This window comes from Moraxella sp. TY6 (assembly GCF_048551375.1).
In the GTDB taxonomy this organism is placed as follows: domain Bacteria; phylum Pseudomonadota; class Gammaproteobacteria; order Pseudomonadales; family Moraxellaceae; genus Faucicola.
Genome location: NZ_JBLYZJ010000015.1, coordinates 40,713 through 54,174, shown reverse-complemented (window position 1 = coordinate 54,174; position 13,462 = coordinate 40,713). Strand labels below are relative to the sequence as shown.

The following is a 13,462-nucleotide window of genomic DNA, read 5'->3' as shown; positions in this document are numbered from 1 at the left end:
AATTAATTAAGCCTTAATTTATCGCATTAAAGTGAAAATCCACACAAGTTGTTCTTGTGTTTGTTGTTATTTAATTTAACCTAGGATATCATCTATCACTCGGTGAGCTTGATATTTTAGAACGTTTCGTTTTAATCTGTCAAGCTTTATTTTAAATTTTTTAGAGTTTTGTATCTTTCTTACGTTTCGCTATTGCTTTTTGTAAGTAGTTTGTTGCTCTGTGGGGGCGTATTATACAGCAATCGAATGGGGTGTCAACACCTTTTTTAATTTTTTATAAAAAAAATACCACTCTTGTGAGAGCGGTATTTTTTATAGGTCTTAAACCACTGATTTCAAAGATTATTTATTATCATCTTTGACTTCGGTGAACTCTGCATCAACCACGCCATCGTCTTGTTGAGTTTGGCTTGGTTGTGGTTGCGCATCACCTTGTGCTTGTCCACCTGCTTCAGCGTAAATTTTTTGGCTGATTGGCAAGAAGGCATTGTCTAGGGCTTCAAGTTTTGACTTGATATCGTCTAGGTCGTCTTCTTTCACCGCCAATTCTAAGGCACTAACAGCCTCTTCTACTGATTTACGGTCATCATCACTGACTTTATCGGCAGCGTCTTTCATGGCTTTTTGTACGCCATGGATACGTCCGTCCGCTTCGTTGCGAACTTGGGCAAGTTCGGCAAATTTGGCATCTTCGGCTGCGTTGGCTTCGGCATCACGAATCATTTGCTCGATTTCTGAGTCTGATAGACCTGAGTCGGCTTTGATTTGGATACTTTGGGCTTTACCAGTGCCTTTGTCTTTGGCTGAGATGTTCATGATACCGTCAGCGTTGATGTCAAAGGTAACTTCGATTTGTGGCATACCACGAGGTGCAGGTGGAATGTCAGTCAAGTCAAAGCGTCCAAGTAGTTTGTTTTGTGAGGCGACTTTACGTTCACCTTGATATACTTGGATGGTAACGGCTGGTTGGTTGTCGTCAGCAGTTGAGAACACTTGTGATTTTTTGGTTGGAATCATGGTGTTCTTTTCGATGATTGGGGTCATCACGCCACCCATGGTTTCGATACCTAGGGTCAATGGGGTTACGTCAAGTAGCAATACGTCAGTTTTGTCGCCTGCCAATACCGCACCTTGAATCGCTGCACCCATTGCAACGGCTTCGTCTGGGTTGACATCTTTGCGTGGCTCTTTGCCAAAGAATTCTTGGACTTTTTGTTGTACCAATGGCATACGGCTTTGACCACCGACCAAAATCACTTCGTCAATGTCAGAGGCACTTAAACCTGCATCTGATAGGGCGATTTTACATGGCTCAATGGTGCGTTTGACCAATTCTTCGGTTAGGCTTTCAAGTTTGGCACGGGTGATGTTTAACACCAAGTGTTTTGGACCTGTCGCATCAGCGGTGATGTATGGCAGGTTGATTTCGGTGCTTTGTGAGCTTGAAAGTTCGATTTTGGCTTTTTCGGCAGCTTCTTTTAGACGTTGCATTGCCAGTGGGTCGCCTTTTAGGTTGACACTGTTTTCTTTTTTGAATTCTTCAACCAAGAAATCAATCAATGCCAAGTCAAAGTCTTCACCACCGAGGAAGGTGTCACCGTTGGTTGATAGCACTTCAAATTGTTGCTCGCCATCAACGTCTGCAATTTCAATAATTGATACGTCAAATGTACCACCACCCAAGTCATATACGGCGATTTTGCTGTCTTTTCCGCCTTTTTTGTCCATACCATATGCTAACGCAGCGGCAGTTGGTTCGTTGATGATACGTTTGACATCAAGACCTGCGATTTTACCTGCGTCTTTGGTAGCTTGGCGTTGGCTGTCGTTAAAGTAAGCTGGGACAGTGACAACGGCTTCGGTCACGGTTTCGCCTAGATAGTCTTCGGCGGTTTTTTTCATTTTTTTCAACACTTCGGCTGAAATTTGTGGGGCTGCCATTTTTTTGTCGTTGACTTCAACCCACGCATCGCCATTGTCGGCTTTGACGATTTTGTAAGGTACCATGCCAATGTCTTTTTGCACGACTTTGTCTTCAAAACGGCGACCGATTAAGCGTTTGATAGCAAAAAGGGTGTTTTTTGGGTTGGTAACGGCTTGGCGTTTGGCAGATTGACCGACCAAGATTTCGCCATCGTCTTTGTAGGCAACGATTGATGGGGTGGTTCTTGCCCCTTCTGCGTTGTCAATGACTTTTACTTTGTCGCCTTCCATCACGGCAACACATGAGTTGGTTGTACCTAAGTCAATACCGATAATTTTAGCCATAATTTACTCCAATTTTAAAATGTTGTTTGGGCGTATGCCCTGATTTGATTAATTAATATATAGGTATATAGGTTGTGGATAAGTTTTTTTCAAGCCAATTTTTAAAAATTTTATCTTGCTAAAAATAAAATCTTCCATCTTGACTAAAGACACTGGATTCCTGCATTCGCAGGAATGACGACAAATTTTTTAACATCTGTCACCCCTGCGTAGGCAGGGGTCTAGCGTCTTTGTAATGCAATAATACTTATTAATTTAAAAAATTACTGCCCTACTCGCACCATCGCAGGGCGTAATAGACGCTCGTGCAAGGTGTAGCCTTTTTGTAATACTTGTCCGACTTTACCTGCTGGGGTGGCTGGGTCAATGCCAACGGCTTCATGTAAATCGGCATTAAAATCATCGCCTTGTGGGTCAACGACTTGGATATGATTTTTTTCTAATAAGCTAAGGAGTGATTTGTGGGTCAACTGCACGCCTTGTAACACAGGGTCGTTTTGGTCTTGACTGGCTTGCAACGCACGTTCGAGGTTATCAACCACATCGAGCAAGTCTTTGGCAAAGCGTTCTAGGGCGAATTTTTTGGTTTTTTCGGTTTCTTGTTCCATGCGGTTGCGAGCGTTGTAGGCTTCGGCATTGGCACGGGCGTGGGCTTCTTTCGCCTCTTTGACTTGCCCTTCTAGCTCGGCAATACGCGCATGGTATTGGTCAAGGTCAGTTTGGCTTTCGACAATCGCATCGCCTTGTGGGTCAAAGTCACCCATCGCTTCGCCCAATACAGTTGAAGTGGCTTCGGTTTGCGACAGTTGTTCTTGACGTTGTTGCTCGTTTTGACTCATAACAAACTCCTTGAATTCTCTTTTTGATAAAACATCAGTTGATAATTTATAAAAATGACAATTTATAGTTCATTCAATTTAAAACAAGATGTTGATGAAAGGGCGTATTCAATACGCCCCTACTATCTTATTTATTTTTGAGAAAACCATAATAAAATTGCTAATAACTTGTTGATAATGGTTGCGGTGAAAGATTTCAAGGGGGAGGGAAAGAAAAGGCGAGTGAAGGGGCTTTTCCTGTGCTTAAATTTGCTATGAGCCGAAAATCACCGTTAATCTCGGACGATTTGCCCTGTTAAAGCATCTTTAATTTGACTGGGTTGGGTATAACCGAGCGTTGGGGCATCAAAATAACCAATCGTATCACCAAAATAGGCTTGGGCTTGGGCGAATGTGGTGGCAGGGGCTTCGCCACTGGGATTGCAACTGGTGGAAACTAAAAAACCGTAGGGATTGTTTGGACTGTGTTTGGCAATGACTTGGCAGAGTTCAGCAATATTTGGGTGATTAATCACTCGAATTGCCAAATTATCTCGCCCGCCTGTCACCCAATTTGGAATAGATTTGGTTAAATCTGTTGGAATAGGAAATAGCCATGTTGTTGCTTGGTCAGAGGTATTGGGATAACCTTGCCAACTTTCAATAATCTGTCGCTGACTTTTCACTGGTAACGGCTGTAAAAATTCTTGGATAAAAGTAGGGCTGGCGGTAATGACAATTAAGCCTTTTTCCATCGGTCTATCTTTGATTTCAAGCAATTTTAACACCGCTTGCTCATTAAATGGGTCGCAACCAATCCCCCATACAGCTTCGGTAGGATAAGCTAATAAATTGCCATTATCTAACCATTCACAGGCTTGGTCATAAGTCGTTGGATTAAAGGTTGTTGGATTAAAAATTTTCATAAACGACACCGTAAATACAGCCCTGCTTGGCTCATCGCCATTCCCATAATTTCTAGTTCAATCAATTGCCCAGACAATGTGGCGATATCTAGCCCTGTTTTGGCAATCAAACTATCCATATCTTGCCCTACCCAATCGAGTTGGTTTAACAAAATCAATAAATGCTTGGGAATATCCTCACTCAGATTTTGCTCAAAGGTAGGGGGCTTAGTTGGGCTAATACTGTCGCTATCAATAGGGACAATCACTGGCGTTGGGTTTTCTAAAATAGGCTGGGGGTTAACAGGCGGTTTTTTATCAGCATTTTTGGCTAGGTCATTGTGACTATTTTCGATAAAAGGCGTTTCGACAAAAGGCGATTTAAACATCGCCAAATCTTCCAAAATTTGCATCGGATGGTCAATCAAGGTCGCCCCTTCTCGAATCAACTGATGACAGCCTTTGGCATTGACATTGTCAATATGACTGGGAATCGCAAAAACTTGTTTGCCCTGTTCGTTGGTCAAGCGAGCGGTAATCAACGAACCACTGCCCAGACTGGCTTCCACCACCAAGGTGGCTAAACTTAGCCCTGCGACAAGGCGATTACGGTTGGGGAAAGTATATTTGGAGGCTGGGGTATCAGGTAATAACTCAGTCACCACACAGCCACCATTGGCAATGATGTGTTGCTTGAGCGTCAAATTGCGTTTGGGGTAACATTGGCGAATGCCATTGCCCAAAACCGCCACCGTGCGTCCTTGTTTGCTAGGGTCGGTTTGGCTCAATGCCCCTTGATGGGCGTAAGTATCAATCCCCTCTGCCATGCCACTGGTAATCCATAAGCCTTCATATGCCAAAAACTGAGCCATATCAAAGGCGATTTTACTGGCGTGGGCGGTATGATCACGACTACCGACAATCGCCAATTGGGGCATGGATAGGGCTTGTAAATTGCCTTGATAAAATAGCAATGGCGGTGGGTCAAAAATATCTTTTAGACTGGGGGGATACAATGGGTCATCATAAAATACCAGTTGATACTCACCTTGCAATAATTGGTATCGCATCGTATCAACCACAGCCGATTGTCGTCCTTGCTCAATAAACGCCCCAAAGCGTGTCAGATGACTGGTGTGTAACGACAACGCTTGCCAATCACTGACCACCATACCAAGGGCGTGTTCGGCACTGCCAAACTGGGCAATCAGTTTGGCATAACTACTGACCGACATGTTCACCAAATACCATAAGGTAAGGACAGCGTGTTGGGGGTGGGTTAAAGGCATTATTATTCGTCATCCATAAAAAATGGGCTGAATCACAACCCATTTTTTGATAATAGTAAGTTATTTAGGACTTACGCATTTAACCAAATCGTAAGTTGGGTTTAGTGACCCACCGCAGGCAGTAAGTAATCATCGCTATGAATGGGAGATTCAGCATCCAAGACATACGCATAGCTGATATTATCAAAGGTTTTGAATACCATCACATGACCAATCTGCTCGCTCGGTAGACGCACTGCACCGCCTTTGATTTTGGCAAAATTATCTTGTACCAATGACCCTTTTTGATAAACGGCTAGCACATCACCTGCACTCGCCCCATCTCGACTACCGAGATTAATGGCAATCACGCCATCACGTCCCACACTGCTAATCGAACTCATCAAACGAATCACACGTCCACCACGAGAAACAGTGGCTGGCTTGGGATAAAACGCAGGCGGTAAATAATGACCGACTTCAACAAACACACGGTCGCCTTCACGCACTTCTTGACCGTAAGATTTTTTTAGCTCAAGGCTAGATACGCCATTGGGTGCAACACTGGTCACCACACCTGAAGCCACTTGGGTGACTTCTAACGCCAATACTTGCTTGGTGGCTGGGTCAATGTAGGGTTCGCCTTCACGATACACGCCATAACGTTGACCGACAATCAGCGGTACGCCTTTGGTATAAATTTTATTGCCCTCACCTGTGACAATATTTTTATTTTTTGAGGCTAACACATATGGTGTGTTGTTAAAATCCGTTGGATTGACAATGATGGTGCGGTCAAGCCATACTTCAATCGCTGATAGCGGAATGGGTGGCACACTGCCTGCCATACTGACAGTTTGTTGTGCCACAGGAGGCGGTGGTGCTGTCATGGCTTTTTCTACCCCTGCACAGCCCTCACCTGTATCGACACCGACCAGTTTTTGTCCTTTAATCACGCATAAAATCAAGACATCTTTTGGATAAATCAGGTGCGGATTTTTGATTTGTTTATTGGTCGCCCAAATCTCTTTCCATCGCCAAGGGCTTTCCAAAAATTTACCAGAAATATCCCAAAGGGTATCGCCTTTTTTGACCACATAGCGATTGGGGGCATCGGCTTTGATGCGAGGCGGTGGATTATTGGCAGTGGCAACGGTGCTAATAGTTAAGGCGGTCAATGCCAGTGTGGCAGTCGCTAATTGTTTTAATGAAGTTTTAATGTTTGATTTCATAGGAAAAATGCTCTTATTGAATGAAAATAAGCACCATAAAATGATATTGTCATTTGTAGCAATATGTTGTGTAAAATTACTTATTATTTACACCATGTAAATTTTAATTAGCATAGCATAAAATCACCGATATTTTACAAGATTTGTTTATAAAAATTGGCATTTTTAGCGATAATTGGAAAGTCCAATCCCACTGATTCATCATTTGTATTGTAAAACCCATTTTTAGCCAGCATAAAGGGGTAAGACAGTAGCTAATTTGGGCGGTTTACGTTAACCTATGCTACGACTGATATTATTTTGATAATGGAATAGTAAGCCTTATTCATCCATTGTCTAAATCTCCCCCAACCCCCTGTTTATGAAAGAGGGGGCTTGCTCAAACATAAACTTGATACGAGGAGAGAAGTCCCCCTTTTCTAAAAGGTGAGGAATATATTCCGCAAGGGGGGATTAAAGCAACTATTTGATGAAAATGTTAATAACTACGGTGAAATTATGACCTTACGCACGATTTTGAGCTACCCTGACCCACGCCTTCGCACGATTGCTAAACCTGTGACCGTCTTTGATGAATCGCTCCACCAATTAATTGATGATATGTTTGCCACCATGTATGCCTCGAAAGGTATCGGCTTGGCTGCCACCCAAATTGATGAACATATTCAGCTGATTGTCATGGATTTATCCGAAGAAGGCAACCAACCTCGAGTATTTATCAACCCAAAAATCACGCCTTTAGTAGAAGATTTATTCACCTATGAAGAAGGCTGTCTATCTGTGCCAGATTTTTATGACAAAGTTGACCGCCCAAAACGTGTCAAAATCGAGGCGATGGATAAAGACGGCAAGGCATTTGAAGAAGAAGCCGAAGGAATGCTGGCGGTGTGTATTCAGCACGAAATGGATCATTTAAATGGTAAATTATTTGTGGATTATTTATCCAAGCTCAAACAAGACCGAGCCAGAGATAAAGTACGAAAAGTCATCAAACAACGTGAAAAAGATGCAGAACATACCAAAATGTAATTGTTTGTAGGGGCGTATTGATAGTGAATTCAAATACGTAGGACTTACGCAAAAGACACTGGATTCCTGCATTCGCAGGAATGACGACCAAATTTAAATTACTCGTCACCCCTGCGTATGCAGGGGTCTAGCGTCTTTGTAAAGAAACGATATTTTAAAATTGCGTAAGTCCTAATACGAAGCATACTTTGCCATTTTGGGCGTATGCAATACGCCCCTACAAACTTCGTCTTATTTCTAAGTTGAAACAACCATTTACGCCCACCTCTATCAACATACCAATGTTAAAGGACAAACCATGACGCTTACCCCTCGCCCACCACGCACCGCCACAGTCGAACGTAACACCGCCGAAACCCAAATTACGGTTTCTATCAACCTTGATGGGACAGGCGTTGGCACGATTGACACAGGTGTGCCATTTCTTGACCATATGCTCGACCAAATCAAACGCCACGGCTTGATTGACCTTGATATCAAGTGTCACGGCGATACACACATTGACGACCATCACAGCGTTGAAGATGTCGGTATTACGCTAGGGCAAGCCTTTAAACAAGCGATTAGCGACAAAAAAGGCATTGTTCGTTATGGGCATTTTTATGCCCCACTTGATGAGAGCTTGAGCCGTGCGGTGGTGGATATTTCGGGTCGCCCTGGTTTGCACATGGATATTCCGTTTACTCGTGCGATGATTGGTTCGTTTGATGTGGATTTGTTTAGTGAGTTTTTTTATGGCTTTGTCAATCATGCGATGGTGACGGTGCATTTGGATAATTTGAAAGGCAAAAACAGCCATCATCAAATTGAAAGCACCTTTAAGGCGTTTGCAAGGGCATTACGTATGGCGGTGGAATATGATGAAAGGGCGTTAGATAGATTGCCAAGTACAAAAGAAAGCTTATAAAATCCAACAAAAAAGGCTTTATCATGTGATAAAGCCTTTCTTATTGGGAAAAATTTAGTCTTTAAAATTATTAAATTGCAAAGGCACACCAAACTGTTTTTCTTTCAAAAACGCCATCGCCTGCTGAAGCGTATCTCGTTTCTTATCGGTCACTCGCACTTTGTCACCTTGAATACTAGCAGATACCTTCAAATCCGACTCTTTTAACGCCTTGCTGATTTTCTTGGCAGTATCACCGTCCAAGCCGTCTTTTAAATCAACGACTTTTTTCATTTGCTTGCCTGAGCCTTGATTTTCTTTTGGGTCAAGCGACTGCAAATCCACACCACGCTTGATTAAATTTTTCTCTAACATGGCATACACGTTTTCCATTTGCAAATCATTGTCTGCGGTGATGGTAATTTTTTTGTCTTTTTCATTGAGTTCAACCTTGATATCACTGCCTTTAAAATCAAAGCGAGTGGCGATTTCTTTTTCGGTATTTTGTACAGCGTGTTTGACTTCAAAAGTCTGAAGTTCTGAAACAATATCAAATGACGGCATGATTTTTCCTTATAAAATAGGACTTACGACTTTGCATATAATGTAGGTTGGGTTGAGTTTGCGAAACCCAACATTATCAATAATTTATGTTGGGTGTCATACTTCCACCCAACCTACACGTTATATATTGGCGTTAGTCTTAATGAATTTAACAAATGAAAATGTAAAAATTTCGCCTATCATAACTGATTTTGGCAAATTTTTAAAAGTGTGCGAATGTTATGGGCTTATTTTTTATAAAACAAATCGAGAATATACTATCAATGAGAAAAATAAATATTAATCATTAACGATTTGATAAGTCAACTTACATTCTTTTACCGATTTTATTTGTATAATGATGAAGCAATAAAACCTAATTACACAACAATCACATTAAAAAAGGAAAAACAACATGGCTTTTAACGATATGACTGGCAAATCTGTGCCGAATGTAACCTTTCAAACCCAAAAAAATGGCGAATGGAAAGCCATTACCACAGACGACTTATTTAAAGGCAAAAAAGTGGTGCTATTTGCCCTACCTGGAGCGTTTACCCCAACTTGTTCATCATTCCATTTACCACGCTACAATGAGTTGGCAGGCGAGTTCAAAAAGCAAGGCATTGATGACATCATCTGCGTATCGGTGAATGATACTTTTGTGATGAACGCATGGGCGAAAGACCAAGCGTGTGCCAACGTGACCGTGATTCCTGATGGCAATGGCGAGTTTACCGAGGCAATGGGACGCTTGATTGATGATTCGGCGATTGGCTTTGGCAAACGCTCATGGCGTTATTCGATGCTTGTGGATGACGGTAAAATCGTGAAAATCTTTGACGAACCACAAGACAGTGACAGCGATGACCCGTTTGAAGTGTCGGATGCGGATACCATGATTAAGCATATCGACCCAAATTGGCAAGATAAACCGTCAGTGACGATTTTTACCAAAACGGGCTGTCCGCATTGTGCGAATGCTAAAAAGACATTGCAAGAAAAAGGCTTTAATTTTGAAGAAATCGTGTTGGGTGGTAATGTGACGATGACTTCAATTCGTGCGATTACAGGGCGTGAAACCGTGCCACAGGTGTTTATCGGTGGTAAATATATCGGTGGCAATGATGATTTGCAAAAATATTTTGCTTAAGTGAAATGATTGTTGGTTGAGTAAAAAAGACAGTTTCGGCTGTCTTTTTTATTTTATACGTTGGCAAGTATCTATTGTATTTCCTTGAGCATCTTGTTGGGCTTGCTCACTTAACGTAACCACAAACTTATCTTTTGAAAATTCTTTAAGGATAAATTGTGAAAACTTATGGTCATTCATTAAACTTTCTTTTAAATCATTGGTATTTGTATAAAATGGTTTATCAGTTGTTAATGTTAAAATATCTTCAGTGTTCATGTTTAAGATATTATCTTTGATATACCAGTTACCCTTACCTTTTGACTTAATTGTTTCATCAAGATTTTGATTATAAATTAAATCTTCACTTGTATAAGTGCCATTTTTATAAAATCTTTGCTTGGCAGTTTGAGTATAGTGTGTAGCACTATTATCAAAACTTGATTCTGATTTACATTGCCACTCCCCAATCAATAAATCCGCATTAAAATCTTTGGCAAAAGTCATGGGTGAGATAGCAATTAAAGCGGTTAAAAGTAGTTTTTTCATGCCATAAACTCCTTTTCCATTTCTTCCAACGTCATCATATTTTCCATCAATTTTTCCTCAATTACCGCAATGTCCACTTTTACACTGGTCTGCCCATCCAACAACGTTAACAACTCCGCCTTTCGGCTATCCTCATACAGCCCAGTATCGCCCAATTTTTCCTCAATTACCGCCAATTTTTCGCCCAATTTTTCAAGCTGTTTTTCATCATTTTCAATTTGCTTACGAATCGGAGCGGTCAATTTACGTTGTTCGGCAGAGCGTTTGCGTTGTTCTTCTTTGGATAAATTGGACGTATTCGGCTGATTGGTTGTCGGTGTGGCTTTATTTTCTGAAATGCTATTTGCCAAAATTGTTTCACGTGAAACATCAGCAGACACTTCGAAACTATTTTTCTCTAGGCTATTTTTCTTGCTTTCGCTTTGAGCCTTTGCCTGTTTTTTGCGAGTTTCTGACAGCCATTGGCTATAATAGGCAATGTCTTGCTCAAACAATTCACAACGCCCATCATGCACCAAATACAGCTCATCGCAGACGGTGGCAATCATTTCACGGTCGTGCGACACCAAAATCACCGCCCCCTCAAACTCCTGCAAGGCAAAACTTAACGCTTGCCTCATTTCTAGGTCTAAATGGTTGGTCGGTTCATCCAGTACCAACACGTTGGGGCGTTGCCACACTATCAAAGCGAGAGTCAATCTTGCCCGCTCACCGCCCGAAAACAGCTTGCTCGGCGTGTCGATACGGTCACCACGAAAGTCAAAACTGCCCAAAAACGCCCTCAGGTCGGCATCGGAAGTCTTGCCTGCCAAGCGTTGTAGCATCAGCATGGGTGAGGCATCGCTATCAAGGCTGTCCATTTGGTGCTGATTAAAATAGCCCAGCACAAGGCTATCTGCCACTTTGCGAGTGCCACTCAAAGTCGGCAATTCACCGACCAAGCCCTTAATTACGGTGGATTTCCCTGCCCCATTCATACCGAGTAGCCCAATTCGGCTATCTGGGGTGATTTGTAGGCGGATTTTTTCGATAAGCGGAACGCCATTGTAGCCGACACTGGCGTTATCCAGCACCATCAAGGGCGAGGTGAGTTGCACAGGCGGTTTAAAGCGAAACTGGAACGGATTATCCGCCATCACAGGGGCAAGTTCGGTCATGCGTTCAAGCTGTTTGACACGGCTTTGGGCTTGTTTGGCTTTACTGGCTTTGGCTTTAAAACGGCGGATAAAATCCTCAAGGTGGGCTTTGGTCGCTTGTTGTTTTTCAAATTGCTGTTGCTGTTGGGCAAGGCGTTCGCTACGAGTGCGGACAAAGGTGCTGTAATTGCCTGTATAAAGGGTCATACGGTTGTTTTCGATGTGCAGAATATTCCCCACGACCGCATCCAAAAACGCTTGGTCATGCGAAATCATCAGCAACGTGCCGTCATACGCCTTGAGCCAGTCCTCAAGCCACAAAATCGCATCCAAATCCAAGTGATTGGTCGGCTCATCGAGTAGCAATAAATCGGCTCGGCTCATCAATGTTTTGGCAAGGTTTAACCGCATCCGCCAACCGCCCGAAAAACTGGCGACTGGTTTGTCCTCTTGCTCACGGCTAAAGCCAAGCCCTGCCATGATTTGCGAGGCTTTGGACGGAATGCTGTAGCCGTTGATATCGTCAAATTGGGCGTGGATATGGGCGAGTTCGGTTTCGCTAATGTTGTCGTGGTTGTTGATTTTGTGATTTAACTCAAACCAAACTTTGTCGCCACTTAGCACAAAATCAATGGCGGATTGCTCGGTAGATTCGATTTCTTGAGCCATGTGTCCGATATGCCACGATGACGGCAAGTTCATCTCGCCTGTGTCTAAGTGCAGTTCACCTAGCAAGACGGCAAAAAATGAGGATTTGCCTGTACCGTTGTTGCCTGTTAAGCCGATTTTCCATGTTGGGTGGATTTGTAAATTTACGTCCGCAAATAACACTCGCCCATCACGGCGGACACTGGCGTTTTTTAATTCAATCATTTTGATTTCTCTGGATTTTTATTAGGGTGTAGGGTGCGTTTTACGCACCTTTTTACTAAAGTCATCGTTTTTACATAGTGCCAAATAATTTTCACCATTTCCTCGCATTTTTTTATTGATAAAAATCTTGATAGTATAATTCAATCACCCCATAATAAAGCAAAACTATTTTGCAAAAAGTATAAAATCATACCAAGGAAAAACCATGTCTGACACCATGACCCTCACCGACAATGCCGCCAACAAAGTCCGCAAACTGCGAGAATCCGAAGGCAACAACGACCTTATGCTACGAGTGTACGTCACAGGCGGTGGCTGTTCGGGATTTTCATACAACTTCAACTTCGCAGAAAGCCTTGATGACGATGATGCCCAATTTAATAATGGCGATGTTGCACTGGTCGTGGATAGCTTAAGCTATCAATACATTAACGGCTCCACCATCGATTATGTCGAGGGGCTAGAAGGCTCACGCTTTATCGTGGATAACCCCAATGCCACCACCACTTGTGGCTGTGGCTCGTCATTTTCGATTTAATCGCCCCGTTTAGGTAAAGGCTCGACTGAAAGAATAAATACTTTTATTATTTTTTGATAAAAGTATCCTTTATCCTAGACTCACAGTCCTTAATTATATTTATCCTTTAATTACTAACGTTTATCTGAATCACTTTGCCAAAAATCATAAAATCGTTAATAATAAAACCAACAAGATTAATCTAAAACAAATAAAATGATTATCTTGTTAAATCAATAAATTGCATTAATTTATTCTTTACTAATTACTTTTTTAGTTATTAAAAAGTTTGTTAGTCAATGAATT

At 42.2% G+C, this 13,462-nt stretch carries 12 protein-coding genes; 4 read left to right on the top strand and 8 right to left on the bottom strand.

Annotated elements, in window-relative coordinates; all coding sequences use genetic code 11:
• Positions 1-342: 342 nt before the first annotated feature.
• The 5 genes from dnaK to ACK1U4_RS10315 all read right to left on the bottom strand — a co-directional run bounded on the left by dnaK (position 343) and on the right by ACK1U4_RS10315 (position 6,479).
• A complete protein-coding gene (gene dnaK / locus ACK1U4_RS10335; protein WP_419401568.1) occupies positions 343-2,268 on the bottom strand; it encodes a molecular chaperone DnaK in 1,926 nt (641 codons plus the stop codon).
• 263 nt (positions 2,269-2,531) lie between these two features.
• Positions 2,532-3,107 (bottom strand): nucleotide exchange factor GrpE, encoded by a 576-nt coding sequence (grpE, locus tag ACK1U4_RS10330; protein ID WP_419401569.1) that lies wholly within the window; start codon positions 3,105-3,107, stop codon positions 2,532-2,534.
• A 272-nt stretch (positions 3,108-3,379) separates the two neighbouring features.
• Positions 3,380-4,012 (bottom strand): L-threonylcarbamoyladenylate synthase, encoded by a 633-nt coding sequence (locus ACK1U4_RS10325; protein WP_419401570.1) that lies wholly within the window; start codon positions 4,010-4,012, stop codon positions 3,380-3,382.
• Entirely contained in the window at positions 4,009-5,280 is a 1,272-nt protein-coding gene (gene dprA / locus ACK1U4_RS10320) for a DNA-processing protein DprA (RefSeq protein ID WP_419401571.1), read from the bottom strand. Before dprA ends, ACK1U4_RS10325 begins: the two co-directional genes overlap by 4 nt.
• 101 nt (positions 5,281-5,381) lie before the next feature.
• The gene (locus tag ACK1U4_RS10315; protein ID WP_419401611.1) at positions 5,382-6,479 is read right to left on the bottom strand and encodes a LysM peptidoglycan-binding domain-containing protein; all 1,098 of its coding nucleotides are present in this window, start codon (positions 6,477-6,479) and stop codon (positions 5,382-5,384) included.
• Positions 6,480-6,989: 510 nt separating this feature from the next.
• On the opposite strand from ACK1U4_RS10315, the gene def reads away from it, so the two are divergent.
• A complete protein-coding gene (gene def, locus ACK1U4_RS10310) occupies positions 6,990-7,520 on the top strand; it encodes a peptide deformylase (protein WP_419401572.1) in 531 nt (176 codons plus the stop codon).
• A gap of 298 nt (positions 7,521-7,818) precedes the next feature.
• Positions 7,819-8,427, top strand: a complete 609-nt coding sequence (hisB, locus tag ACK1U4_RS10305) for an imidazoleglycerol-phosphate dehydratase HisB (RefSeq protein WP_419401573.1) — start codon at positions 7,819-7,821, stop codon at positions 8,425-8,427.
• Positions 8,428-8,481: 54 nt separating this feature from the next.
• Here the strand turns inward: hisB and ACK1U4_RS10300 are convergent, their stop codons facing one another.
• Complete coding sequence (locus ACK1U4_RS10300; protein WP_419401574.1) at positions 8,482-8,970, bottom strand: YajQ family cyclic di-GMP-binding protein; 489 nt, start codon at positions 8,968-8,970, stop codon at positions 8,482-8,484.
• Between the two features lie 394 nt (positions 8,971-9,364).
• Here ACK1U4_RS10300 and ACK1U4_RS10295 point away from each other — a divergent pair, with 394 nt between their 5' ends.
• A complete protein-coding gene (locus ACK1U4_RS10295; RefSeq protein WP_419401575.1) occupies positions 9,365-10,102 on the top strand; it encodes a glutathione peroxidase in 738 nt (245 codons plus the stop codon).
• 48 nt (positions 10,103-10,150) lie between these two features.
• Here ACK1U4_RS10295 and ACK1U4_RS10290 read toward each other — a convergent pair whose 3' ends face one another.
• Complete coding sequence (locus tag ACK1U4_RS10290; RefSeq protein WP_419401576.1) at positions 10,151-10,630, bottom strand: hypothetical protein; 480 nt, start codon at positions 10,628-10,630, stop codon at positions 10,151-10,153.
• A complete protein-coding gene (locus ACK1U4_RS10285) occupies positions 10,627-12,639 on the bottom strand; it encodes an ATP-binding cassette domain-containing protein (protein ID WP_419401577.1) in 2,013 nt (670 codons plus the stop codon). Before ACK1U4_RS10285 ends, ACK1U4_RS10290 begins: the two co-directional genes overlap by 4 nt.
• Before the next feature lie 205 nt (positions 12,640-12,844).
• Here ACK1U4_RS10285 and erpA point away from each other — a divergent pair, with 205 nt between their 5' ends.
• Positions 12,845-13,177: an iron-sulfur cluster insertion protein ErpA gene (gene erpA / locus ACK1U4_RS10280; protein ID WP_419401578.1), complete on the top strand. Its 333-nt coding sequence runs from the start codon at positions 12,845-12,847 to the stop codon at positions 13,175-13,177.
• The last annotated feature ends 285 nt before the right edge of the window (positions 13,178-13,462 follow it).